At 41.0% G+C, this 24,868-nt stretch carries 25 protein-coding genes; all 25 read right to left on the reverse strand.

Annotated features, from left to right (window positions below; all coding sequences use genetic code 11):
* Positions 1-77 precede the first annotated feature (77 nt).
* The gene (locus tag B1L02_RS14415) at positions 78-2,039 is read right to left on the reverse strand and encodes a polysaccharide biosynthesis protein (protein ID WP_045963010.1); all 1,962 of its coding nucleotides are present in this window, start codon (positions 2,037-2,039) and stop codon (positions 78-80) included.
* A gap of 130 nt (positions 2,040-2,169) precedes the next feature.
* Positions 2,170-3,345 carry a DegT/DnrJ/EryC1/StrS family aminotransferase gene (locus B1L02_RS14420; protein ID WP_088531575.1) on the reverse strand — a complete coding sequence of 392 codons (1,176 nt, stop codon included), beginning with the start codon at positions 3,343-3,345 and terminating at the stop codon, positions 2,170-2,172.
* 190 nt (positions 3,346-3,535) lie between these two features.
* Positions 3,536-4,882, reverse strand: coding sequence for an ANL family adenylate-forming protein (locus tag B1L02_RS14425; RefSeq protein ID WP_223192069.1), 1,347 nt, complete (start codon positions 4,880-4,882; stop codon positions 3,536-3,538).
* The gene (locus B1L02_RS14430) at positions 4,882-5,583 is read right to left on the reverse strand and encodes an SDR family NAD(P)-dependent oxidoreductase (protein ID WP_088531577.1); all 702 of its coding nucleotides are present in this window, start codon (positions 5,581-5,583) and stop codon (positions 4,882-4,884) included. The genes B1L02_RS14425 and B1L02_RS14430 overlap by 1 nt, the downstream gene beginning before the upstream one ends.
* Before the next feature lie 8 nt (positions 5,584-5,591).
* Positions 5,592-5,879: a hypothetical protein gene (locus tag B1L02_RS14435; RefSeq protein ID WP_088531578.1), complete on the reverse strand. Its 288-nt coding sequence runs from the start codon at positions 5,877-5,879 to the stop codon at positions 5,592-5,594.
* A 20-nt stretch (positions 5,880-5,899) separates the two neighbouring features.
* Positions 5,900-6,649: an SDR family NAD(P)-dependent oxidoreductase gene (locus B1L02_RS14440; protein WP_088531579.1), complete on the reverse strand. Its 750-nt coding sequence runs from the start codon at positions 6,647-6,649 to the stop codon at positions 5,900-5,902.
* A gap of 6 nt (positions 6,650-6,655) precedes the next feature.
* Complete coding sequence (locus B1L02_RS14445; RefSeq protein ID WP_232003093.1) at positions 6,656-6,886, reverse strand: hypothetical protein; 231 nt, start codon at positions 6,884-6,886, stop codon at positions 6,656-6,658.
* Positions 6,883-7,959 carry a 3-oxoacyl-[acyl-carrier-protein] synthase III C-terminal domain-containing protein gene (locus B1L02_RS14450; RefSeq protein WP_088531581.1) on the reverse strand — a complete coding sequence of 359 codons (1,077 nt, stop codon included), beginning with the start codon at positions 7,957-7,959 and terminating at the stop codon, positions 6,883-6,885. The genes B1L02_RS14445 and B1L02_RS14450 overlap by 4 nt, the downstream gene beginning before the upstream one ends.
* A 6-nt stretch (positions 7,960-7,965) precedes the next feature.
* Positions 7,966-8,589 carry a NeuD/PglB/VioB family sugar acetyltransferase gene (locus B1L02_RS14455; protein WP_088531582.1) on the reverse strand — a complete coding sequence of 208 codons (624 nt, stop codon included), beginning with the start codon at positions 8,587-8,589 and terminating at the stop codon, positions 7,966-7,968.
* A 238-nt stretch (positions 8,590-8,827) separates the two neighbouring features.
* Complete coding sequence (locus B1L02_RS14460) at positions 8,828-9,508, reverse strand: PIG-L deacetylase family protein (protein WP_088531583.1); 681 nt, start codon at positions 9,506-9,508, stop codon at positions 8,828-8,830.
* The gene (locus B1L02_RS14465; protein ID WP_088531584.1) at positions 9,505-10,464 is read right to left on the reverse strand and encodes a methionyl-tRNA formyltransferase; all 960 of its coding nucleotides are present in this window, start codon (positions 10,462-10,464) and stop codon (positions 9,505-9,507) included. Before B1L02_RS14465 ends, B1L02_RS14460 begins: the two co-directional genes overlap by 4 nt.
* Positions 10,461-11,021: a sugar transferase gene (locus B1L02_RS14470; protein WP_088531585.1), complete on the reverse strand. Its 561-nt coding sequence runs from the start codon at positions 11,019-11,021 to the stop codon at positions 10,461-10,463. Before B1L02_RS14470 ends, B1L02_RS14465 begins: the two co-directional genes overlap by 4 nt.
* Entirely contained in the window at positions 11,021-12,235 is a 1,215-nt protein-coding gene (locus tag B1L02_RS14475) for a glycosyltransferase family 4 protein (protein ID WP_088531586.1), read from the reverse strand. The genes B1L02_RS14470 and B1L02_RS14475 overlap by 1 nt, the downstream gene beginning before the upstream one ends.
* A gap of 1 nt (position 12,236) precedes the next feature.
* Complete coding sequence (locus B1L02_RS14480) at positions 12,237-14,051, reverse strand: heparinase II/III domain-containing protein (protein WP_088531587.1); 1,815 nt, start codon at positions 14,049-14,051, stop codon at positions 12,237-12,239.
* The gene (locus B1L02_RS14485; RefSeq protein ID WP_232003094.1) at positions 14,048-16,105 is read right to left on the reverse strand and encodes a bi-domain-containing oxidoreductase; all 2,058 of its coding nucleotides are present in this window, start codon (positions 16,103-16,105) and stop codon (positions 14,048-14,050) included. The genes B1L02_RS14480 and B1L02_RS14485 overlap by 4 nt, the downstream gene beginning before the upstream one ends.
* A 54-nt stretch (positions 16,106-16,159) precedes the next feature.
* Positions 16,160-17,071 (reverse strand): hypothetical protein, encoded by a 912-nt coding sequence (locus B1L02_RS14490; protein WP_088531588.1) that lies wholly within the window; start codon positions 17,069-17,071, stop codon positions 16,160-16,162.
* A 65-nt stretch (positions 17,072-17,136) separates the two neighbouring features.
* Positions 17,137-17,526: a hypothetical protein gene (locus B1L02_RS14495; protein WP_088531589.1), complete on the reverse strand. Its 390-nt coding sequence runs from the start codon at positions 17,524-17,526 to the stop codon at positions 17,137-17,139.
* A 2-nt stretch (positions 17,527-17,528) separates the two neighbouring features.
* Positions 17,529-18,560 carry a CapA family protein gene (locus tag B1L02_RS14500; RefSeq protein WP_088531590.1) on the reverse strand — a complete coding sequence of 344 codons (1,032 nt, stop codon included), beginning with the start codon at positions 18,558-18,560 and terminating at the stop codon, positions 17,529-17,531.
* Positions 18,561-18,562: 2 nt separating this feature from the next.
* Positions 18,563-19,561: a hypothetical protein gene (locus tag B1L02_RS14505; RefSeq protein WP_151208239.1), complete on the reverse strand. Its 999-nt coding sequence runs from the start codon at positions 19,559-19,561 to the stop codon at positions 18,563-18,565.
* On the reverse strand, positions 19,528-20,238 hold the full coding sequence (locus B1L02_RS14510) for a glycosyltransferase (protein ID WP_088531592.1): 711 nt from the start codon (positions 20,236-20,238) through the stop codon (positions 19,528-19,530). Before B1L02_RS14510 ends, B1L02_RS14505 begins: the two co-directional genes overlap by 34 nt.
* A 6-nt stretch (positions 20,239-20,244) precedes the next feature.
* A complete protein-coding gene (locus B1L02_RS14515; protein ID WP_157757247.1) occupies positions 20,245-21,441 on the reverse strand; it encodes a lipopolysaccharide biosynthesis protein in 1,197 nt (398 codons plus the stop codon).
* A 66-nt stretch (positions 21,442-21,507) separates the two neighbouring features.
* Positions 21,508-22,362 carry a dTDP-4-dehydrorhamnose reductase gene (rfbD, locus tag B1L02_RS14520; RefSeq protein ID WP_088531594.1) on the reverse strand — a complete coding sequence of 285 codons (855 nt, stop codon included), beginning with the start codon at positions 22,360-22,362 and terminating at the stop codon, positions 21,508-21,510.
* Positions 22,363-23,427 carry a dTDP-glucose 4,6-dehydratase gene (gene rfbB, locus B1L02_RS14525; protein WP_088531595.1) on the reverse strand — a complete coding sequence of 355 codons (1,065 nt, stop codon included), beginning with the start codon at positions 23,425-23,427 and terminating at the stop codon, positions 22,363-22,365.
* A 13-nt stretch (positions 23,428-23,440) separates the two neighbouring features.
* A complete protein-coding gene (gene rfbC, locus B1L02_RS14530) occupies positions 23,441-23,986 on the reverse strand; it encodes a dTDP-4-dehydrorhamnose 3,5-epimerase (RefSeq protein WP_088531596.1) in 546 nt (181 codons plus the stop codon).
* Positions 23,983-24,867, reverse strand: coding sequence for a glucose-1-phosphate thymidylyltransferase RfbA (gene rfbA / locus B1L02_RS14535; RefSeq protein ID WP_088531597.1), 885 nt, complete (start codon positions 24,865-24,867; stop codon positions 23,983-23,985). The genes rfbC and rfbA overlap by 4 nt, the downstream gene beginning before the upstream one ends.
* Between the last annotated feature and the right edge of the window lies 1 nt (position 24,868).

Here is a 24,868-nt window from a genome sequence, read left to right on the forward strand (position 1 = left end):
AACAAGTTTACCCCGAGATAAAAGCGTCGCGACATAAAGTCGCTGCTACGAATACATATAGCCCCGCGATAAGATCGTTACACGTTTCTTAAATTAACCACTTTCTGCTCGGACTCACGTTGCGCTTCAAGCACTTGGCGTTTTTCATTCCACACCAAATCACAAATACCGTCTGTAGGATTAAAGCCTGTAGGCGCCTCTAACAACAATTTACGAATAAGCTCATGATCAAAGTTATGACAAGCTGTATCCATTGCACTCATAAAGTCTTCTAACTCTGCCATTGGTAGTTTTACCTCGTTGGCCGTCATGATCCGTGGATGAGAGGTTTCTTCTACATTGTCACCAATCAATAACTCTTCATATAACTTTTCACCTGGGCGCAATCCTGTGCATTCAATTTCAATATCACCATGAGGGTTTGACTCTGATTTTACCTCTAAGCCAGAAAGATGCACCATTTTGGTCGCTAAGTCTTTGATCTTAACAGATTCACCCATATCTAACACAAATACGTCACCACCCTTACCCATGGCACCCGCCTGAATAACTAACTGCGCAGCTTCCGGTATAGTCATAAAAAACCGGGTGATATCTTTATGCGTTAAGGTAATTGGTCCACCTTCTTTAATCTGCTTACGGAATAGAGGCACAACTGAACCACTAGAACCAAGCACATTACCAAAACGTACCATGCAAAAACGGGTATTTTTAGACGTTACTTTACTTTCAGCCAAGGCTTGTAACACTAACTCTGCCATACGCTTGGTTGCACCCATTACATTGGTAGGGCGCACCGCTTTATCTGTAGAGATTAATACAAAGGTCTCTACTCCTGCGTTAATAGCGGCTTTAGCCGTGTAATAAGTACCAAATACATTATTACGAACACCCTCAACAACATTTTGCTCTACAAGCGGTACATGCTTGTAGGCTGCGGCATGGTAGACAGTTTGCACCCCAAAGGCTTTCATGCAAGTTTCAATACGGTTGATACGTTGCACCGATCCCATCACTGGTACTATTTCCAATGATACGCCTTTATTCAATGCAAGCTGATTCAGCTCCTTTTCAATGCTATATAAACCAAACTCAGACACCTCAAAAAGCACCAGCTTTTTAGGTCCATTTAATATAATTTGCCTGCATAGTTCAGAGCCTATAGAGCCGCCTGCACCGGTTACCATAATGACTTTATCTTTTATATTTGCAGCCATCAGCTCTGCTTGTGGGGCTACTGGGTCTCTGCCCAATAAGTCTTCAATTTCAACTTCTTTTATCTCATTAAGCTGCGCTTTACCGTCGATAACATCTGCCATACCTGGCACTGTCATCACCTCAAGCGGCAGTTTTTCTAACTTAGTGAGTATTTCTTTACGACGAGAACGCGATACGCTTGGTAAAGCAAGCAAAACCTTATTCACTCGCTTTTTATCTATCAAATTATAGATTTCGTCAAAGGCGACAACGGGGATCCCTTGGATAATAGCATTATGTTTGGTAGCGTCATCGTCTAAGTACGCCGTAACATAATAGTCAGGCCCTGTTGCTAGCGCAGTAGCTAACTGCCGGCCTGCATCTCCAGCGCCATAAATAACCACTGGGGTTTTAGTAAATGAGGTTAAGCGCCAAATAAGTGCTCTTACCAAAATACGCGATCCCCCCACTGAAAGTATCATCAACCACGCATAAATAAAGGGCATAGTACGAGGGATTGCGGTTTGCGTAAAAAATGAAGACAACACTAAAATCACAGTACTAATAACTGTACCAAGTACAACAGCACCTACGGCATTTGCCCCAACGTAACGAAGCACAGCGCGATATAAACCAAGTTTTACAAAAATGACCAAGCTAATGGGGAGTAACAAGGCGAGGATTAGCCAATTATTAAAATTAGCCAGTGGTGCAAAGCTATCGAGGCGAACAATAAGCGCTAACCAAAAGGCTGAGACTATAAAAACTGAATCTAATACGAGCGTGAGAAGTCGTTTTTGGCTACGAGAAGCGCCAAGTAAAGCGCGAAACCAACTATCCATTGTGTTCCCTTTTTATTCCAATCCGAATTAAAACCGCAGACGAACTAAAGCATAGTACATGTTGCAGTATACACAAAAGTAGCAAAAATGTATGAGGAAAATATGGAGGATGCGTGCGCACCCTTCCTATTTATAGTGATGCTTTGTGAAGTACTTGCTTTACTACCTCACAAGTTTTGCTGATTTCTTCAGTAGTAAGCGTTGGATGTACCAAAAACATTAAAGATGTTTCACCTAACTCTACTGCATTCGTTAAACGCTCTTTTGGTCGCCAAGGCGTACTATCAAAGGCTTTTTCTAGGTAAACTTCTGAGCAGCTACCTTGAAAACAAGGCACGCCAAGCGTGTTGATTTCGTCGACTATGCGATCTCTTGTCCAACCTTCCCTAAGCGCCGCAGAGTTTACAAACAAATAATGTTTATACTCTGCATGCTCAATATAATCCGGCACGCGCACTGTACGTACCACATTGAATGCTTTTGCAACTTGATCTATCGCCTGAGCATTGCTTTGCCTTTTAGCCGTCCAGTCTGACATACGAGTAAGTTGAATACGCCCAATCACTGCTTGCATTTCTGTCATACGCCAATTAGTGCCAAAACTCTCATGCAACCAACGAAATCCAGGAGGGTGTTCACGATTGTAAATAGCATCAAAGCTTTTACCGTGGTCTTTATAGCTCCACATTTTTGACCATAGGTCTTTGGAGTTTGTAGTAACCATTCCACCTTCACCACCAGTGGTCATAATTTTATCTTGGCAAAATGACCAAGCACCTATATGGCCTATAGTACCAACTGAACGACCCTTATACTTAGCACCATGTGCCTGAGCACAGTCTTCTATGACATAGAAGCCATGCTCTTTACTGAGGGCCATGATCGCATCCATTTCAGCAGGCATTCCAGCTAAATGCACCACAATAACTGCTTTTGTTTGAGGTGTTAAAACCGCTTTAATAGACTCAGCAGTAATAGCTTGGCTATTTAAGTCAACGTCGGCAAATACAGGTGCTGCTCCCGCTGTAACAATACTACTTGCAGAAGCTAAGAAAGTACGAGGAGTAGTAATAACCTCATCACCTTCACCAACGTTCAATGCTTTCAACGCAATATCTAACGCTAATGTGCCATTACCAAGTGCAATCGCATATTCAGCACCAGTCCAAGCTGCAAACTCTTTTTCAAATTCACGCCCTTCTGTACCTGTCCAGTAATTTACCTTGTTAGAAAGTACAACTTTACTTACTGCGTCTGCTTCTTGCTGAGTAAAGCTAGGCCAAGGGGAAAACGAAGTGTTTATCATAACAATCTCTTGTTCTTATTTAAGTGTTGAACTAGGCTAAGTTTTGTAGCTTTGAAAAATCACAAAGCTACATTCTAGGTGGAAAAATATAGTGATTTATTAGTGACTAACATCAAAGTACACTCTGCTGGATAGAATAAGATGCAAGCCACCAACCCCTCCCGTTAAAGGAGCCTGTGTTGTTAACAGCTTACAGATATTTATCTAATCGGATTTTTTTGAACCTCTCTCCAATCCCTGCGTCTTGGTTAAATACATACTTTGTAGGTACTTTGTAAGCATCCAACTTGGATTTACAATGCTTTCGAATACTAGATTTTATATTCTTTGCTGTACAACCACCTGTCAGCACAATATTCACTGCGACTGTCTGTCCGGTAATGGCATTTGGTCTAGCGTAAACAACACAATCCTCAACACCATCTACTTCCATAACAACAGACTCTACTTCACTGGGAAGAACTTTTTCACCGCCTACGTTAATAACTTCTTTAATTCGGCCAATAATCTTTAAATACCCGCCGTCAGACTCTTCTACAAGATCGCCCGTTTGGAACCAGCCGTCAGAAAAGCTCGACATATCATGATTTAAATAGCCCAGAATTTGAGTTTTACTCTTTAACCACAACTCACCATTGACGATTTTGTATTCTTGGTTAGGATCGTCAATTCTTATCTCCAAGCTGGCAGATGAGCGACTAGATGTTTGTGCAATTCCGGTTTCGCTTGTTCCAAAAGTCTGCAACAGCTTAACCTTTGGTAGTTCAGCTTTGAGTTTAAGTAACAAACTTTCCGGCATAGCTTCCGTACCATAAGTTACCATTCTTAAGCTACGTAAATCGAAAGTTTTGTGTACATTTGCGATTAGCATCATATTTAAGAACGTCGGTGATGCTGGCAACAAATTAACTTTTTCTCTTTCAATTAATGAAGCCACATGCTCCGGCTCACGCTGGTTTGGAATGACAATTTTAGCGCCCATAGCAAGAGAGTTAAGTAACGTGTTTAATCCTCCGATGTGATCAAACATCAAAAATACCATGATAGAGAGCGCTTTCTTGCGCTTCTCAAGATACGTAGACATCAGTACATCAAGATCGTGTATCATCGCTTTTGGCGTGCCGGTACTTCCACTACTAAACAAAATCAAGCCAGCATGCTGCTGCTCGATGATCTGACAAACTAACTCGTGAGGCTGCTCATCATTGTTGTGGTAAGTATATTTGCCTTCAACTGAGGCCCTGAGATTGATCGTTAAATTGGCTGCGACAGCGCCTTGCCTTTTTTCTATCTCTTCAGGGTTTTCAGTGACAATAGGAACAACAATACATTTCTTTTTGGCTAGAGCGAAAAATAACGAAATTGCCTCAAATGAATAGTCACTGATGATATTCACCACACTGCCACTTGAAACTTCTGCCAACTCACTTTCAAACTGTGCAATACGTTCAAGTAACGCAGAGTAAGTATAAGCGTTATCTTCAAAGCACAAGGCCACGGAATCCGAAAACGAGTCAAGCTTACTAATATAGTCCATCACTTAAATACTCCTCCTAAGTATAATACTTGGCCCGTAATAAAATCACTCTGAGGTGATATGAAGAAATCAACGACGTTGATCACATCCTGCTCTTCTCCGAGGCGCTTGATTGCTTGTGATTCCAATAGCTCATCAATTTTGTTTTTTGGTATTGCTTTAATTAGATCAGTTGGTACCGGTGTAGGCCCAACTGCATTTACCCGAATACCATAAGGGGCTAGTTCTTTCGCAGAAATACGCGTTAAAGACTCAACCGCGGCTTTACTCGCTGCATATATCGCTTCGCCCTCTAGATCCAAAGGAACTGCAACCGTTGAATAATTTACTATCGAACCCGACTTTTGCTTCATCATTAACTTAGCCACTTCACGAGTAAATAAAAAAGTACCAAACAAGTTTGTTTTAACTACTTTTTCAGCACTACTGAGCGGAGTTGTCAATAAGTGATTCATAGCCGCCATACCAGCATTATTTATTAAAACATCAACGCGCTTGTACTCTTTGCGAATAGATCGAACCATATTAATTACAGCTGATTCGTCTGCCACATCTACCGAGTAATGTGCATACTTTTCATGCTCTATTGTGCCATCTTGTCTGCTACAACCTAAGACAGTGTGACCCTTCGCTAAATAATACTCTGCAAGAGCTTTCCCCAAACCCTTACGCGTACCTGTGATAACAATATTCAACGACATAGCAAGTTTTAACCTTCTACCAGCTGACAAAGATATTTAGCAAGTGTTTCAACACTCCTAAATGGTGACGTTACTTGGCTCATCGCTTTCTCATCAGCCAGTGTGATGTCCATATCGAATTCATCCTGGACTTTGTCTTCAAGCTCAGAAATCAAAAACACAACACCAACGCTATCTAATACACCAGCAGAGCCAAATAGCTTAGTTTTAGCATGGGCTTCAAGAAGCGCAGCGTTATCATCGTCTTCACCAATTTCTTTCAGTGTAGAAAGAATAAGATCTATATATTTTTCCATGTGTTATTCCGTAGATATAATTATTCGTTAATTCCCAAACTTACACCGCCATCGACAACTATATCTGTTCCGGTGATCCACTCAGCGCTATCAGAAAGAAGAAAACCTATGGCATCAGCAACGTAAGTCTCTTTTCCGAGCCCAAGGGGATATAGCTTTTCTAACTTTTCAAAGTAATCTTCATCATAGATGTTTGCAGTTAGCTCTGTTTTTATCAGCCCGGGAGAAACACTATTAACTCTTGTCTTTACGGGCGCCAGCTCTTTCGCAAGTGACCTCACTGCACCTATTAACGCTGCTTTTGATGACCCGTAGTTTACGAGGCCTGTAGTACCAATCGAGGCTGCAACAGAGGCGACAAATACAATGGAAGCTCCTTCTCCATAGCTTACTTTTTTAGCCCCAAATCCTTTTGCCAAGGCTAATGCTGAAAAGAGATTCAGATTGAAAATCTCAAGCATTTTATCATGACCATTGAACCGATTTGGCATTACAATCGATAGTCCTGCAGCATGGACAAGCCCAGACAACTTGCCATATTTACCAGCCAACGCAATCATCCATTTAGGGATCTGATCAATGTCGCTCGACAGATCTCTCGACTCAAAATAAAGCTGCTCAGGGTACTGTTCATTTAGGGTACTAATTTGCTCTTTCTTAGTGCGAGACACAGCCAATACCCTATGACCTTCGTGAAGTAATTTCTTACAAGTCGCGAGTCCAATCCCTGAACTTGCTCCCGTTATTAAGAACAATTTAGAATTATTCATTGAATTTTATTTAATCGCCAGTTCGTACAACTCTTGCACCGTTTTAACTGCTTTCAAATCAGTGTTTGTGATAGATTTAGAGAACTCCATATCAAAAAGTGATATTACACCCAAGTGTGCCATAGAGTCCCACTCTTCTAGGGATTCTAAAATCACATCTTCGCCAATCACTTCTTCAAGTTCTAACACTTCTGTCAACTCTTCTAGAAACTTTTGTTTATCCATTACTCTACTCACTTGTTATATATATTAACGTTTAGAACTTTCGCTTCTTGTAAAGACAACACCGCACTCGCCCAAGATAAGCCAACACCAAAGCCTGATAGAACACTTTCTTGTTCCACTGGCTTATCGCTATTTGGAATGACATGGCATATCGCACAGGGGATTGAGGCGCTACTTTGATTGCCATAGTGTGAAACAATATCGCTAGGTGCCTTTTCTTTCGGTAGTTTCAATCTTCTGGCGATATTCGAGATGATATACTGGTTCGCTTGATGGAAGAAAACATAGTTAATATCATCAATGGATTTTTGGCTGAATTCAAGAATGTCCTGCACAGAAGGCGGCTCAACCTTAATAGAGAAATTGAATACCTCAGCGCCATTCATTAGTAGATCTTCCTGGCTCTTATGGTTACCATCTTCATCTACTACGGTGCTGTTGCGAGTCACTTCGGAAAAAGGTGTTCTAAATGCTCCAGCTGGTTGCATAATATGTTGTGAACCAGAGCCATCTGTATGCAAACTAAAATAACTTGGCATCTTGACATCGCTTCGTTGCACCAACGTTGCTGTACCAGCGTCTCCAAACAACGGAGCTGTAGAGCGGTCTCTTTCATTGACGCAACGACTGAGTGTGTCGCCAGCCAACAACAATACATTACTACACGCCCCAGTCTCAACCATCATATGTGCTAGCCAAAGTCCGTATACATAACCCGAGCATCCCAAAGACACATCGAAAGAGGCTGCTGATGTATTTAATTCCAATTTACCGTGGGCAATCGCAGCGTTAGCTGGTTGAAAATGATCCGGAGTCTGAGTTACAAAGATAAGGCCGTCAATCTGTTCCTTATCAACTTTCAGCTCTTCAAACAGCCTTTTTGTGGCATCAATACACAGATCAAGCGTAGTCGTATGCTCATCAACAACATGTCTCTTATTTAGCCCTACCGCTTTTTTTATACGAGCTATTTGCTTTTCATTACCACCGTATAAGTCAACTTCATCGTCGATACATTTAACATTTTCGGGAACTACCGTAGAAATACCAGAGACTTTAACGTGATTAAATTTACTTTTAGCCATTTGTTCTTATATCCTTTTGGCTGGATTGCCAAAGACAGTTGTACCAGCTTTAACATTTCCAACTACCACACTACCAGCCCCCAAAACAGCATTGGCACCAATCCGCTTACCTGGTATGACTAACACATGAGATCCCACCAGACACTCGTCTTCTAGTTGCACACCTCCGCATAACTCTACCTTGCCGTTAATCGAGCTATAAGCACCAACTTTTGCGTCATGTCCAATTGTTGAGTTGGTATTGAGAAACACCATATCTCCCAGCTCTGTGTCACTCGTAAGGATGCAGCCAGGCGTGATGACACAACCATATCCTATTTTATTATTATATCCAATTACAGCGCTATCATGAATAAAAGTCATGAACTCAGCGCCACGAACAGTAAGAATAGTCGCTACTTTTTTCTTTGCAGATGGGGACATGATCCCCATGACAAGAAAAACACCGGGATCAGGTTGGTAGTCTTGTATGGTAGACACGACTCCAACAGGATAGTCGAAGCCATCGAGAATGCTTGTATTATCATCAAGAAAGCCCACTACATCATATTGGGAATTCGACATGTTAACCCAAGAATAGAGCTCCCTGCCAAGGCCTCCTCCGCCCACTATCAGTATCTTTTTTTTCATTAAGTATTCCAGTTAATAGATATTAAGACTTATATAAATCAGGCAAAGAAACTAACCAGCATCTGTGTACACGAACACTGCATTTATTTCCACATATAAACTTAAAATTTCACAAGCGATATTTATTGCCCTTTTGATAAGGCTATTTACTAAATAAACGTTCTACTTTAGCAAAATCTCCATGCTCTTCGAGCCAGTAAAGTTACAATTCCCCTTGCCAACTAGAAGTATAAGACTCTCAATCTGCGATACTTCTGATAATATCAAATGACTCAGCGTAGTGGGTCCCAATGGTAGCACCACGCACAGCCGCTAGATTCCGAATTGCTTCCAATGAGCGCGTATTTGGAAACTCTTTTAGCTGACTGGCAAAACACTCCATAGCCGCAAGCTTCTTTTCAAAGTGATGTTCACTGAGTGCAACAAACTTTCTGGGAATAAAAACAGCTTCAGTTGTAGGATGGCCCCACTCTGTTTCAGACAAAGTTTCGTATGAATAGATGTGTTTCACACATTGTCCTGGAACGGGCCTTGCCGCAACAAGACATGCATTGTATATTGCCCCATGATCCAAGTGTAAATCACCTTTATGCGGAATATACAATGTATCTATTTGCTTCTCTTTAATTAACTGGTTCAGCGCAGATGCTATTTTATATTGTGGATATTGCTCCAGCTGAGGAGCTGGAAAATCATAAAAAATAGTTTCCGTAACCCCAAGTAATTCATGAGAACGTTTAGCTTCAGCTCTGGTCTTTTCAATAGCTGCGACGTCAAACATTTCAGGGGCACCTAAAGCAGCATTTGTCATAATGGCGATAAAAACCTGCTCTCCAGCTTCCAGGTGTTTGACAATTGCACCACCACACCCCAATATCTCATCATCAGCGTGAGGGGCTACAACTAACACATTCTTCATACTTTATCTCCCATACAAGACTTTAAGTGCTGCAATTCTTGTCTCAGTTTAAAAATTTCAAGTTCAACCCTGTAACCCAACAACTGGCCAACTTTAAGCCGTGTCATATGCTGTTGTTCTGGTGCAATCCAAATCAAGCCTGAGCCAGTTTGCACTAGTACTTCCTGATCACGTACTTTAAGCACACGACCAGTCACCCCTGTAATTTTTATCGTATTCTCAACCCGTGATGAGAGTACTTTAATTTTAGTTTCATCGTGAAATGTGAACGCACCAGGGTGAGGCTCAGAAGCAGCTTTGATTAGGCGGTCTATTCTATGCGCTGGTAAAGACCAGGAAATTAGCCCATCGTCTGGTTTTCTTATCGCATACTCTGTAGCCAAAGCGTCATCTTGAGGTATCGGGTTCCACTCGCCGCGCTTAATTTTAGGCAGTAAGCGGTCCAATGCAACATCCATTGCATCTAGTACTTTAAGCTCTACAGACTTTGCGGTGTCAGATTCGACGACTGAAAAGCACTCTTGCTCGAAAATAGCACCCGCATCAGCTTCTTCTTCTAAAACAAAAAATGTTGCGGCGCCATCTTGAATTTCATCAACTAACCAAGCAAGAGGCGCACGCCCCCGCCCCTTGGGCAGTTGTGTTGGATGAAAGCCTATCGCACCAGCTTGCGCTGCGTCGATGATTCTCTGCGATACCAATTGAGAAACACCTACCACAAACAGTACATCAAAATCTAAGCTCTCTATTTCATTGGTATGGTCGTTAATCTTTTTAAACGGCGTATAATTTAGACCACTGTTGGCACATATTGTAGCGAAGTTCTCATAGCCGCTCACTAACTGAGTCGTGTTTGGCTCAAAACCGTAAACCATTGCAATGTCCACGTTATGCTCTATGAGTTTTTTCAACGTCACCGCACTAGACTTAACTCCGCCAATAAACACAACTCTCATGCCTTTTTACCCCATTTTTCACCCAGGAAAACCACGGCTACCGTCCTTAGAATAATCTTCAAATCAAGCAGTAGAGATTGATTTTCAACATATTGCCTATCCAGCTTCCAACGCTCTTCCCAGGAAAGATAAATATTGCCATTCACTTGAGCTAAACCAGTTAATCCTGGCCGGACAAGTAAACGAGCTTGCCCGTCTTCATTAAACTCTTTCTGCAGTGAAGGTAGGCAAGGTCTTGGTCCTACGATAGACATATCGCCTTTCAGTACATTTAATAACTGTGGTAACTCATCAATTTTTAAACGTCTGGCAAACTTGCCGAATAACGTAACTTCACTATCAGAGTTATAAACTTGCACATCAAACCTTCTGACTTCATCCGTCATAGTTCTAAACTTATACACTTGGAATAATTGTCCATTTTTACCAAGCCTCTCTTGCAGAAAGAAAACAGGTCCCTTACTTGTTAGCTTTATCATAATCACTGAAAGAAGCAGTAGAGGTGACAGTAGAGTTAACACAACCCCGCAGATTACAAAATCGAATATTCTTTTCATCACTTACCCTCAAGCACCCAGTTTATCCATTTATCTGCCAAGTCATTCCTATTAAATTGCTTTTTGGCCAACGCCAAAGATTTGCCTCCCACTTCCGGCAATTTATCCCTATTGGCTGATACGTGCTCTAGTGCATCAGCGAATGCTGTAGCATCATTAGGAGGTATTGTATAACCACATTCCTCACGGGTGATCATCTCAGCCAGCCACCCCGGGTAGTTGTTCAAAACAGGCAATCCTGCTGAAATATAATCGAAGAATTTGTTAGGTGATGTACCATAATAAAACGCAGGAACATTGGCTAATAATTGCATTCCAATATCCGCAGAGCGCATCAGTCCAGCTAGTTTAGTTTTGCTCACTGGTGGGTGAAAAATTACATTATCCAATTTTTCGGTTTCTGCCCTCTTCTGTAGTTCAGCTTTGAGCTTACCCTGTCCCACAAAAACAAGTTTTATATCGTCTCTGCCTCGTTTTTTTAGTTCAACAGCTGCATCAAGGGCCGCATCTAGACCGTTTGCCATACCATGCGTCCCGGTAAAAATAGCCATCAAGTCACTATCAGTAACCCCCTCTGGCCTCCAAGCTTCTAATTCTGCTGAAAAAATCCCCAAATCACACCCATTAGGCACCAGCGCAACTTTACTGGGGGAGACTCCTTGTCTGATAATTCCATCAACGATACCTGGAGATAACCCAATAGCTCTATGAGCCGAACGGTATGAGCACCACTCAAGCACCGACATTGCAGCCAAGATAACCGGGCTTTTGATGACTCCCATTTCTCTGGGAATTTCTGGCCACAAATCTCTAACCTCAAACACAAATGTTTTCCGACGAAACCATCGAGCGATAATACCAGGAATACCCGCTGTAAGTGGCGTAGTGGTGGCAAATACCACATCGTATTTGTGGGTTAAAGCAATACCTATACTTTTTAAAGCAAAGACCAGAAAAGTCCCCGTTCTTTTTATAAAACCATCACTATTTGAGTATGCCAGATCAAATTCAATAATATCAATACCATCCACTTTCCCTTCCCGCCGACCAGCAGAAAAAGGCCCTGTAAGCCCTGTTTCCCCACCTCCATAGCTGCCACACACCATAGTGACCTGATGGCCATGCTTTACTAGTCGACTAGCCATCTCATATGAGCGTATACCTGCCGCGCCTTTAGGCGTTGAAAAGTGTTGGTGAAAATATAAAACCTTCATATTAATAGTGTATTTCCATTGTTATTACACCTGCTTCGTGAACTTCTAGTTCTAGCACAGGGATATCTGATTCTTGATAATAAAATCGAGATTCTTTTCCATTAACTAATTCAAGCCTTTCAATGTGAATATCCGCGCTTATCTTAATGGTGCATACATCACTGACCAATTCATTCCCATTGAGCTGCCAGGCAAGCGGTGCTAAACGAAGTCTTGAGATAGCGCGCTCGTTGAATCCCGATACAACATCTTTAACTAAGAGACTGGACGCCCTTAATTCAATGCTGCGATCATGCACACATTGGTGTGCATCTCGATAACCCGCAGCAACGCTTTGGATACCACCTGATACTCGCAATGCTTTTTTATTAATCGTCTTTAGCCAATTACCTAACAAAAAGCGGCTTAGCCTTGGCATTTGCTCATGCCTATCAAACGCGACTGTAGAATGGCTCTCAGTACCAGCATAGTAATCAATAAATGATTGGCCTGCATTATAACTGTATGTACCGCCATCTCTGATGACATTAATGCCATCAATCCAAAAATCGAGATGCAGTGCATCGCATTGACTCGGTCTGAACTTAAAGCATGGATAGTTAAAAAAAACCTCGGCACGCTCATTGCCTAAAAAACAATATCCACCATCCGTGAAGTCAGTTGGTTTTTTCACATCGAGCCGTTTGTCTGGAAGCGATAAGTTCATCCATTTTAACGGCGCGTTAAACTCCCCTTCTCCGGGATAAGCAATTGCATTATTAAACAACGCATTTGCCAACTGGACACTCGGTCTGAAATCCCTGTAGCCAGAGTTAGTCATAGGAAGAAGGCGCGCGCCATCGTTTGCACCTAGGTTAGGTGCATCTCCGGAGCTATGAATGGTGAAGTAATAAAGCCATTTACTTGCCGCTTGAAGTCTATCATACAGTAATGACGAAAACTGACTAAGCTTCAAGTGCCTGCGCCAAAGCTCTAACAGACAATAGGTATCAAGCATTACTCGGTGGTAATTCACCGAGTATTGACTAAAACTACCATCTCGTTCAATCAAGCGCTTAGCTCTGTTTTCAAGCCATTTGACCCCCTGCTTTTGCCATTTTATGCCATCAGCGTCGCCATTTACTGCTAACCATGAACCACCAATGTACAGTGCTGCGGCCTCTGATGTGCCATGGTTATTGTCCTGCGCGACTGCATACATGATAGTCGGAGAAATTCGCCTCAAGTGTGTTCTAACAAAACTTAAAAGAGCAGGTTGCGCTTTGTCTACCTGCCCCAAAATTAACGAGGCTAAAGCTAAATGCATGACACGAATAGAGGCTTCTTGCCCACACTTCCAATTCGTTCCCATAAACGCAGGATTATTTTGTACCCAGTCGTTTAGCCAAAAGTTCAGCCGAGTCAACGCATCAGCATCCCCACGTTTAGCACTTTGAGCCAAACTTATCGCCCAGTCAAAGCGAGATGCTTCCCATACGCCTTTGATATCGCCAAGCTCATTATCAAAATCACCCAAGCTAAACCAAGGCAGATCTGAGGAGGCCAATGACTGAGTAAGACAACTCTCATGCCAGTTAGGAAGTCCACTTCTAGTAGAAGTGACACCAAAGTAGCAGTGCTTATTGAGCCAAAGCGTGTTCTCCGGTAGATCCGATTGGGTGCTAATATCCTTAGCAAAAAAATCGCCTTGCTTAAGTTCACCAGTAATCCGTTTTACTGGGTTGAGGCCCAGCTTGACACCCAACTGATAAACGAAAACACGAGCCAAGTTGTGAACACCCAGCGCCAGCGCAGTTTTAGCCTTTAATATCATCATTCTTGATTTCGTAACTGCTCTGCAACGTCGATTGTGACTTTCGCGACTTCAAATAGCTCGCTTGCAGGAATAGGTGCATTCGCCCCTTGCTTAATCGACTCAACAAAAGCTTCTGCACATGCAGACTGCCCTTTATCTTGTTTCCATAAATTAAGCTTTGTGAAACTCTTCCAACCAAACCCTTTTAGCTTGATAAAATTATCTAGTTGTAACGTAGCACCCGCAGCAAACACTTCTACACGCTCTTTAGGGAAACTGGCAGCACCATTTGCCAAGTAATGAATGGTACCAAATGAACCATCGGCAAAGCCTAATATGATAGCAGCCTTGTCTTCTGTCACTGCCACCGCATCTGTATCTCCCATTTTACGAGCTTGTACGGATACAATTTCACTGTCAGCAAGATATCGCATTAAATCAATAAAGTGACATGCTTCGCCTATGATTCTTCCGCCGCCTACAGTCGGGTCCTGAGTCCAGTGTTCAGCTGGAATACTGCCCGCGTTCATTGTCATAATGAATGACTTAGGCTCTTTGATAGGCGCCAGTAACTGTTTTATTCTTTGTACTTGCGGAGAAAACCGACGATTAAAGCCCACCATCAACTTGGGTGCTTGCTCTACCTTACTCGCGTCATCATAAGCAGCCTGCACTTCGTTCAGCTCCTCATAAGTAATCGCAAGAGGCTTCTCGACAAACACATTCTTGCCAGCGTTCAATGCTTCTTTTACAAAGTAGGCGTGACTATTGTGACGAGTAACAATCGCGATTGTATTGTTGTCATCACTTTTAATCATGTTTAGCGTGTCAGTCGTTGCCTCCGCAAAACCGGCTTTTTCTCCGTGAATTACACCGCTAACACCACCGGAGGTTGCAATACTCTGGAACTGAGCCCCAGCTTTCTTGAAAGCAGGGATTAGCATACGTGAGGCATAATTTCCCGCACCAACAAATGCAACGATTGGTTCATCAGCTTTATAACTGACAACAGAGTTCAATTTAACTATCTTGTTATGGCGGCTCTCAGTGGCAGATTCAAATTGGAGTAATATTCCCAACGCACTTTTATCTGAAGTCAGCAAATCATACGCAGAACTGGCGTCTTCAAACTTAAACCGGTGGCTAATTAAAGGTTTGACATTGAGCTGACCACTAGACATCATATCCAAAATCGCTTCAAAGTTACGCTGCTCGGTCCAACGTACAAACGCGAGTGGGTAGTCATTACCTTGCTCTTCATAATCAGGGTCATAACGACCTGGCCCATATGAACAAGATACCTGGAAAGTCAGTTCTTTTTCATAAAAGTCAGCTCGGTTGAGTTCTAACCCCGTAACACCTACAAGAATGATTCGCCCTCTTTTACGACTCATTCGTGCAGCCTGAGTTACCGGATCATTCGACTTTGTAGATGCAGTAATAATCACACCATCGATACCCACTCCGCGACTAAACGCCAAACCAGCGGCCACAGGGTCTTCACCTTTGCCGGGATTACAGATTTCGGCACCAAATTGTTTTGCTAATGCCAACTTACTGTCATCATAATCGATTGCTAGGACTCGACATCCCTGCGCTTTGAGCATCTGCACGGTAAGTAAGCCGATAAGACCAACACCCGTCACAACAAAACACTCACCCATTGTCGGCATTGCCAGGCGAATACCCTGCAGGCCGATACTTGCTACTACAGTGAATGCAGCTTCTTCATCGGAGACATTAGCTGGTATTTTAGCGACAAGATTCTTAGGTACTCTAACAACATCGGCATGACACCCGTTAGACACAACACGCTCGCCCGCTTTAAACTGCTCAGCGCCATTACCAACTGAGTCGACTACTCCCACATTGCAATACCCTAATGGTAGTGGCTGAGCAAGTTTAGACTTAACTGCCTCAACAGTGGTCATCAATCCATCCACCTGTACCTTTTCTAACACCATTTTTACTTTATCTGGTTGAGTGCGAGCCTTGTCTATTAAGTTAGCCTTGCCAAAGTCAACTAACATGCGCTCTGTACCTGCAGAGATAAGCGTAGTTTCTGTGTTGATCACAACATGATTTTTTGTCGCATGAGGTGCAGGGCTTCGACTAGTGAGGTGCCGCCTTTACTCATGTCCTGAAGTATTTGTTTCAACTTTATTTACCTCTGAAATAACAAAACGTAATTTTCCTGATTTAGTGCGCTGAATTCTATCCACACATTCAATGCTTATATCCAAATCATCACCTAGCCGTGATCTAAACTCCCTTAATAACTCAGAATAGTGCTTGCTTTCTTCCCAGAGGTCAGAGCACACTACTTTAATAATCAAACTTAAATTTCTTTTTTGAATTATTTGCGCTTCACTAACATAAATTGCATCTTTAAAAATATGGTCTAAACGTCCCACAACTGCGCCAGACTTCAAAACAATAACGTCTTCCTTTCTGCCATCAATAGCACTTACCTCTCTGGGGAATACCGTCTCATTGACCCCATAAGCTAAATCGCCGCTATCATATCTAAACAGTGGAAAGGCTTTGTTTGTAAAGTTTGAGCCTACTATTCTATAACACCCTTGCACGTTTGACTCGATAAACTCGGTATAGGAAAAATCTTCGTCGACTACAAACCTGCCATCCTTTGACTCAGAAATATTTGAAACTGACTCTGCTAGTCCGTAGTGCTGCCTTGGCGTTACGCCAAAGAATCTAAATATTAAATCACTTTGGTGACTAGACAGATTTTCAGCACCGATCGTAATAACTGTAGGCGTATATTTGAGTTTTAATCCTTCAGTTAATGCCAAGCCAGCCAATTCAGAAAGAAAGGACGGGTACCCATGCAGCCACATCAAGCGCTTGTTGTTTAATGCATCGACGTAGTATTTTACCGTCTCTCTACTCAGGTGGTAACAACTAAACAGCACCTGACTTGAGGCATAGTTAATTCGATGAAAAACTGTACCACGGTAAGCTGGTGAAATAATATTCCTTCCCCCAAACAGACCACACCAATCACCTTCATTGATACCCAACCGGTTTCGATATCTCCACCAAACAGCCCAACGAGCTTGTTCTGAATCAACAGTTTCCCAGAAAATTAGCCCCCACCGGTTGTCCCACTCGTATGTACCTTACATTCTTTAAACTCCTCAATGGCAATTTCAGAGCTATGTGTTTGTACTTCTTTTTTAGATAAGACCGGTAGCTTCTGCAGCTCCTCATATGGGTCACCATTTAAATCAACCGAAAATTCATTAAACCGCTTCTTCCAGAATTCACTTTTCTCGGCATTTTTAAGACTATTAGATAACATTTCACGTTGATAGCCTCTAAGGTTTTCCTCAGTCATATCAAAACGTTTGGTAGATTGTTCAAGTACAGAAAAGAATTCTTTCCCATAACGTCTTTTATCATTGAAAAAACCAAAAATAGACAGGGCTATATTTTGCAATGGATAAGGTAAAGCGAGATATATTTTTTCAATCATTTTTATACAAACCTTCTAATTAGAAGCACTAATGGGTGTCTGTACTTCACAAACTTTGATTTAACCTTATTCCTAAATTTATGATCTTCATTTTTGAAAATAGGTAAAAGCGCTTTCTTCAATCTATTTTTCTTGAACCAAGCTTGGTAATCATCCTTGCTCATACCGTCAAAAGGCGTCAGTTTTTTCACTAACTCTGAACCAGAGAGACTTTCCTTAAAATCAAAGTTTACATCTTTCCGAGAAGGATCATAAGTGAACCAATAAAGCTCATGTTCACCGGCAGCATCAAAACGAAAAGCTAGCTGCCTATGAGTCATATCGTTATACTTTAATTGTCCGTTGATAAAAACTCCCTGCGGGAGCCACCAATTACCCAGGCTGTAAACGATGGGTTTACCATTGTATATTTCAATTCCTGAGACAACATGTGGATGATGCCCAATAATAGCGTCAGCACCTGTATCGATGGCATCTTGGGCTAAACTTCTGTGGCCAGGTTGCGGATACAACTCCATTTCATAATTCCAGTGAAAATTCACGATAATTTTAGCATCAGGGTTGTTAGTTTTAAGCTTCTCAACTTCGCGCAAAATTATACTTTTAGACAAGGGTGCTACACCATACTCGCCGCTGCGATTGTAATCACATTGAATCACATCCCACCCAAACCCTATGAGTATATATTTCACACCTTCAAACAAGTGCTCCGACAAACTGATCGAGTCGTGATGCCTTAAACCAAACCAGCCCACATTGCTTTCTTCAATCAACTCTACCGTTTTGCTAAAACCCTTAGGTATATCATTAATATGATTATTAGCTAGATTTACGGCAACAACATTTTCACTGCTCATATAATCCAGTATTGAACAATGATTGAACAACACTGGTTCCTTGAGAAGTTCAGAAGCTACGTCTGAAGACTCCACAAGTGGTCCTTCCAAATTAAGAACTACAGGTTTTTTACCAAAAGAATAATTTACTTTTGGAAGCTCGTTATGCGGAGAAGCCACGTCTCCAAGAAAAATCATACCTAGACAGCCCTCTCTAGATTATATAAATTCTCTGTCGTACCGTACATAAACATCTTTATAAAGAAGTAGATTGTCGGATAAACAAAATATAAGGACAATATAAAAACCAAGTACTTACCATAAACCTTCGAATAGCTAGCAAAGTACACAAAATACAGATAACTAAACATATTAACTCGCCCATCACCTAATACGAAAGCAGCTATAGAGAGAACAAATATAACAACCATTAGATCTAGCTTTTGCTTTATAAAAAAAACTAACGGAAAAAGAATTATGATAGTTTTTATAATTGAAGAATAGTCACCACCAAAATTGTCAAAATATCCAAATATTTTTCTGGACAAATGTTCAAAGACAACAAACCCCGTAATCAAAAATATAGCAAGATAGACAAAGAAAGACCTGCTTACTTTCAATTTTAAAGAATACCTTAAAAAATCAATTATTGCGTGAGAAGTAAAGAATAGCGTTGTTGAAACATGACTCAATACTGTCAAAACACCATAGCTAGTTTTGAGTTTTGAACTCCCTTTACAATTTAAGAAAAGGAAAAAGAAAATAGCAGCAACCTTTAATCTTTCGGCTGGTATATACAAAACCCAAAAGTAAAAGTTAGTCAACACTATGAAAGATATAAGAAGCAAGCCATATCCCAAATATCTTAGATAAATCCCAGCCTGATAAACCAATATGCTATTTAAAATGGAAAATACTATTTTTTTATCAACCAGCCCTGAAAAGATGTAAGAAATGGAAAAATGACCAAACTCCATAGAGTTTAACTGACTTCGATAGTAAGCCCAAGCTTCGGATACTGATTTTCCTGCCATACCCTCATAAGCTTTTATATAGAAATATTGATCGCCCAATACATAATATCCATAAGATATATAACTTACAAAGAAGACAATAACTGAGCAAACAAAAAAGCACAGCTTGTCTTTGGGCAGCGTCAGATTATTCAACTGCTCATCCTTACTAGTAATTTCAGCCACAAGAATCTCGTCAACAGCTTATCTTTTAACGTTCTATCAGAGCTTGTAACATTAGAATCATGAACTCGTCTGTAAACCACAGTATCTGGAATATGATGGATACGGCCAGACAAGTTGCCATATAAGCTTAATGCTATATCATGGCTTGTTCCTCCATCAATTATCCTTTCAAACTCACTCTTTACATTCTTCTTAAAAACACAGCAACATCCAAAATAAGGGATTCCCCCTTTGAATGTCTTAAAGATATTCTTAAACCGCGAGACATTACTGTGGTTTCCTAGTCTTGCATCATGCTTCTTAAGAATGCGAATATCATCTTCGAATACCTCGTAATTACCAAAAAGGATATCCTTTTCTGAAGCTCTAAGATGCTCTTTCATTAAAGCCAATCTATTCTCAGGCCAAACATCATCTTGATCTGATAAGAATATATAATCACCACTTGCATGCGAGACAGACTTTTTAAAGTTAAGAACATAACCCAAGTTTTTTGGGTTTTTAAAGATCTTAACCCGTGGGTCTTGAAGCTCCTCGATTATTGCTATTGTATTATCGGTGGATCCATCATCACAAATTATTACTTCGTCTTGGCTATCAAGCTGACCTAGGATTGAAGTTAGTTGCTCATGAATAAACCTGCTACCATTGTACGTAGCTATACAAATACTGTTCAATGTAAATTACCTTCCTATAATCGGGATAAAGCCCAGCCTTTTTTTAATTAAAATAACTAGAGGTACGTTTTGAAAAAGCAACAATAATGTCAAGCCCCAAGCTAAACCTGTAACACCAAAATTTTTGGTCAAAAGTGTAGAATTCAAAAACACAGGGAAAAGCAATGCAACATTAACAATGGTTTGCTTTTTCTCATTTCCAGTCATTTGCAGCAGTGGAATTACTGGTCCGCATATTAACGCCAAAAAATAACCTAAAAGCAATACTGAAAGCAAGTTACTATACTCAGAATATGAAGCATTAATCACCCCCATAATCTCGACATTAAAAGTATAAATTAAAACTATAAATGGAAATGAAATTAATGCAGGATACAAGGTAAACTTCTTAACTGCGGCCTTTAAATCTTCAACTTTACCTTCATGGTATAACCTTGAGAAAACAGGTTGTGCAATCAAATTTATAACTATCATTACAAATGATACGGCTGCCGTTATGCGCTGAGCAGTATACAAGCCGGCTATATCCTTTGCATCTAAAAAATTAGAGCAATAGATAATTGTGCCTGAGAAAAGAAATGCTTGCAATAATGAGCTTAACCAAAAAAAGCCACTTCCAGTAAAATCCACTGGTGCTCTATTCTCTTCCATTTTGGCTTTTCTGGTATTCTTAAAATGAAATATACCAAGAACTAATACAGATGCTATACCACCAATAACAAGTAACGCTATCAGTTCATTTAATACAAGCATCTCTCCTCTAAGCATAAATAGAACAGATATTAAACACACACCTGTATATGGAATCATATTCTGGCAAATTGTGGAGAAATTCGGTTTCCCAAGTCCCAACGCTGCACCTGACAGGGATGAAACAATTGCCCAAATGAAGCCTGTAAAAATCGCTAAGCTCATCATGCGCGTATTTTGCAAACTAGGTAATATATTTGCAGGGAATGAGAGCAGCTCATTAGTATATATCAAAAACAATGGTCCAAGACTGATGAGGAAAATCGCTTTTTTCAAATAGTCCAATTGAGTTATATTACTTAGAGTGTTAGCAAACCTTTTTACAAGTAAAATATGAAAACCTAAAGAAAAAACAACACCAAAAAGGATTACATAGTTTAAAAAAAGAAAGTAAACACCAGCATCCTCAATTGGCGCAGTCCTTGCGACCAGTATAGAAGAGAGTATGGACATGATTGCTGCCCCACCTCGTACTGCAAATAGGATACAAAACCTCTTCACTTCCCCTCCATACAATAGCTAGTTCTTGTTCAAATTAATGAGCTTTAAGGTTTCGCGTAACCCTAATTGCCAATGTTGCTCACTTTTCTCGACTTTTAAAAGACCAAAAGACGGCCTTTTAGCGGGAGTCGGGTAAGCGCTACTAGGGATTGGATTGATTGAGATTTTCTTCTCTAATAAGCCCAACTCAAATGAGAGCTCCTGAATTGCAACTGCAAAGTCATACCAACTGGCAATACCGAGATCGCTGTAATGATATACTGCAGAAAGGTTATTATGCTCTGCCAATGTCCAAAGGTACTTTGCCAAACCCTTCGCGTTAGTCGGACAGCCAATTTGGTCACTAACAATGTTGAGTTCCTCTTTCTCCGACATTAAACGCAGCATCGTCTTTACAAAATTATTACCATGACTTGAGTAGACCCAGGATGTTCTTACAACTGTTGAATTGTGAGTATGATATTTCTTTATTGCTTCTTCACCAGCTAGCTTAGATGCCCCATATACATTTATTGGATTAGTTTGGTCATCTACCTGATAAGCCCTGTTCTGGTTGCCATCAAATACGAAATCAGTCGAGATATGCAGTAAGCGTATTCCATGCGTATGTGCTGATTTAGCCAATAACTCAACTGCAGTTGCATTAATAAGATACGCATTTTCTGTATCAGATTCTGCTTTATCTACTGCAGTATAAGCTGAGGCATTTATAATGGCTGTAGGGTTATATTCAACAATTGCATTCTCAATACTCTTTGCTGATGTAATGTCAATGTCATTGCGGCCTAGAGCCATTGCAGTGATATGATCTGGGCAGGTTTGCATTAACTCCCATGCAACCTGCCCGCTTTTTCCTATTATTAAAACATCCATTTAACTTGTTCCTAAACGCTCTCTCTGATAAGAGCCATCTTGCACATTCCTACACCATTCCTGGTTATCTAAATACCACTTAATGGCTTTTAAGATGCCAGTTTCAAATGTTTCTTCTGGCTGCCAGCCTAACTCTCTGTTGATCTTTGTCGCATCTATTGCGTAACGGACATCGTGCCCAGGCCTATCAGCTACAAATGTGATTAGTTCTTTGAAGTCTGACAAATTATTAGGCTTATCTTCAATCAGATCATTTAAATGGTTGCAAATCGTCGTGACAACTTCGATATTCTGCTTTTCGTTAAAGCCGCCAATATTGTAAGTTTCACCCAGCTTTCCGTTGGTTACGACCTTGTATAGTGCACGGGCATGGTCTTCTACGAATAGCCAATCGCGAACTTGTTTACCATCGCCATACACCGGAAGTTGTTTTCCCTCTAAAGCATTTAAAATAATCAAAGGAATCAACTTTTCGGGAAAATGATAAGGGCCGTAATTATTCGAACAGTTAGTTAGTACTACTGGTAAGTTATATGTACGTTGCCATGCTCTGACTAGATGGTCTGAAGCAGCTTTTGATGCTGAGTATGGTGAACTCGGCTCATATGGAGTTTCTTCAGTGAACAGCCCTGTCTCACCCAAGTCACCATAAACTTCATCAGTAGAAATATGATGAAAACGAAAGAGCTCTTTATTTTCTTCCGTTAAAGTGCTGTAGTAGCTTCGCGCAGCTTCTAACAGCTCATAGGTGCCAACAACATTTGTTTGAATAAATTCACCCGGACCGTCAATTGAACGATCCACATGACTCTCAGCAGCTAAGTGCATAATGAAATCTGGCCGGTACTCATTAAACACTTCAAGTACCTTAGCGCGATCACAGATGTCACCCTGGATAAAATGATAACGCTCATTACTTTCGATGGAGCGCAAAGATTCTAAGTTTCCTGCATAGGTTAATTTGTCGTAATTAACAACATTGTGCTCTGTTTCGTTTATCAAAAAGCGTACCAGGGCTGAACCAATAAAGCCTGCACCACCGGTTACAAAAATAGTTTTCCTCATTACTTCTCTTCTCTTAAAACGTTGGTGCATTCGTAATTAGCAGGCCAGCCTCATCTTTAGGAGAAAGAAGCGGCTTTTGCCCATTTGCTAAAGGCCACTGAATTTCCAATGCTGGATCATTCCAGAGTACGCTTTGCTCAAACTGCGGCGCGTAATAATCTGTGCATTTATAAACAAACTCTGCCGACTCACTCGTTACGTAAAAACCATGTGCAAAACCTTCTGGTACCCAAAGCTGGCGCTTATTTTCTGCGCTTAAAAAGACACCGACATGCTGTCCAAATGTCGGGCTGCTTTTACGCATATCTACTGCGACATCATAGACTTCACCTTGAGTTACTCGTACTAACTTGCCTTGTGTTTGTTCAGTTTGATAATGGAGTCCACGTAAGATCCCCTGAGCAGACTTGCTATGATTATCCTGAACGAACGTGACATTTGCTACATGTTCTTTAAACCACTCTTCTCTGAAGGTTTCCATGAAGAATCCTCGTTCATCACCAAACACTTTCGGCTCGAGAATTTTTACTTCAGGAATTTTTGTATCAATTATATTCATGAAAACACCTTATGAGTCAGTAAACTGAGAAGGTATTCGCCGTAGCCACTTTTTCGTAATGGCTCAGCCAAATCGCGCAACTGCTGTTCACTAATGTAACCCATACGATACGCCACCTCTTCCGGACAATTAACTTTTAAGCCCTGACGCTTTTCAAGTGTTTCGATAAATTGCGCAGCTTGCAGTAAGCTATCGTGAGTACCAGTATCTAACCAAGCTGTCCCACGACCCATAATTTCGACATTTAACGTACCTGCGTGGAGGTACTGCTCAATGACATCAGTAATCTCCAATTCACCTCGCGCAGAAGGCTTAACATTCTTCGCGTATTCAATTACTTTATTATCAAAGAAATATAAACCAGGAACCGCATAATTTGATTTCGGTTGCAGCGGTTTTTCTTCTACTGAAATCGCTTTACCTGATTCATCAAATTCAACCACACCATATGCTTTAGGGTTGGCTACATGGTAACCAAATACAGTTCCACCTTCAGTCCGATTAGCCGCAGCTTGTAGAGATTTTACTAAATCATGACCATAAAACAGGTTGTCACCCAAAATTAAGGCAACATTTGAGTCTCCAATAAATGACTCGCCTAGTAAAAAAGCTTGTGCTAAACCATCAGGAGAAGGCTGTACAACATATTCAATATTGATGCCCCAATCTTTTCCATCTCCTAAGAGCTCGTGAAATCTAATCTGCTCTGCCGGCGTAGTGATAATTAAAATGTCCTGAATACCGGCATTCATTAATGTTGCGATTGGGTAATACACCATTGGCTTATCATAGACTGGCATCAACTGCTTACTGATAACCTTCGTTAATGGATATAATCGTGTACCACTTCCCCCAGCAAGGATGATCCCTTTATTTACCATG

This window comes from Pseudoalteromonas piscicida (assembly GCF_002208135.1).
Lineage (GTDB): Bacteria > Pseudomonadota > Gammaproteobacteria > Enterobacterales > Alteromonadaceae > Pseudoalteromonas > Pseudoalteromonas piscicida_A.

Bases quoted from the DNA above. Each gene is read 5' to 3' on its own strand.
- B1L02_RS14415 (WP_045963010.1), bottom strand. From the start codon at position 2,039: ATGGATAGTTGGTTTCGCGCTTTACTTGGCGCTTCTCGTAGCCAAAAA.
- B1L02_RS14420 (WP_088531575.1), bottom strand. From the start codon at position 3,345: ATGATAAACACTTCGTTTTCCCCTTGGCCTAGCTTTACTCAGCAAGAA.
- B1L02_RS14425 (WP_223192069.1), bottom strand. From the start codon at position 4,882: ATGGACTATATTAGTAAGCTTGACTCGTTTTCGGATTCCGTGGCCTTG.
- B1L02_RS14430 (WP_088531577.1), bottom strand. From the start codon at position 5,583: ATGTCGTTGAATATTGTTATCACAGGTACGCGTAAGGGTTTGGGGAAA.
- B1L02_RS14435 (WP_088531578.1), bottom strand. From the start codon at position 5,879: ATGGAAAAATATATAGATCTTATTCTTTCTACACTGAAAGAAATTGGT.
- B1L02_RS14440 (WP_088531579.1), bottom strand. From the start codon at position 6,649: ATGAATAATTCTAAATTGTTCTTAATAACGGGAGCAAGTTCAGGGATT.
- B1L02_RS14450 (WP_088531581.1), bottom strand. From the start codon at position 7,959: ATGGCTAAAAGTAAATTTAATCACGTTAAAGTCTCTGGTATTTCTACG.
- B1L02_RS14455 (WP_088531582.1), bottom strand. From the start codon at position 8,589: ATGAAAAAAAAGATACTGATAGTGGGCGGAGGAGGCCTTGGCAGGGAG.
- B1L02_RS14460 (WP_088531583.1), bottom strand. From the start codon at position 9,508: ATGAAGAATGTGTTAGTTGTAGCCCCTCACGCTGATGATGAGATATTG.
- B1L02_RS14465 (WP_088531584.1), bottom strand. From the start codon at position 10,464: ATGAGAGTTGTGTTTATTGGCGGAGTTAAGTCTAGTGCGGTGACGTTG.
- B1L02_RS14470 (WP_088531585.1), bottom strand. From the start codon at position 11,021: ATGAAAAGAATATTCGATTTTGTAATCTGCGGGGTTGTGTTAACTCTA.
- B1L02_RS14475 (WP_088531586.1), bottom strand. From the start codon at position 12,235: ATGAAGGTTTTATATTTTCACCAACACTTTTCAACGCCTAAAGGCGCG.
- B1L02_RS14480 (WP_088531587.1), bottom strand. From the start codon at position 14,051: ATGATGATATTAAAGGCTAAAACTGCGCTGGCGCTGGGTGTTCACAAC.
- B1L02_RS14495 (WP_088531589.1), bottom strand. From the start codon at position 17,526: ATGATTGAAAAAATATATCTCGCTTTACCTTATCCATTGCAAAATATA.
- B1L02_RS14500 (WP_088531590.1), bottom strand. From the start codon at position 18,560: ATGATTTTTCTTGGAGACGTGGCTTCTCCGCATAACGAGCTTCCAAAA.
- B1L02_RS14515 (WP_157757247.1), bottom strand. From the start codon at position 21,441: ATGTCCATACTCTCTTCTATACTGGTCGCAAGGACTGCGCCAATTGAG.
- rfbD (WP_088531594.1), bottom strand. From the start codon at position 22,362: ATGGATGTTTTAATAATAGGAAAAAGCGGGCAGGTTGCATGGGAGTTA.
- rfbB (WP_088531595.1), bottom strand. From the start codon at position 23,427: ATGAGGAAAACTATTTTTGTAACCGGTGGTGCAGGCTTTATTGGTTCA.
- rfbC (WP_088531596.1), bottom strand. From the start codon at position 23,986: ATGAATATAATTGATACAAAAATTCCTGAAGTAAAAATTCTCGAGCCG.
- rfbA (WP_088531597.1), bottom strand. From the start codon at position 24,867: ATGGTAAATAAAGGGATCATCCTTGCTGGGGGAAGTGGTACACGATTA.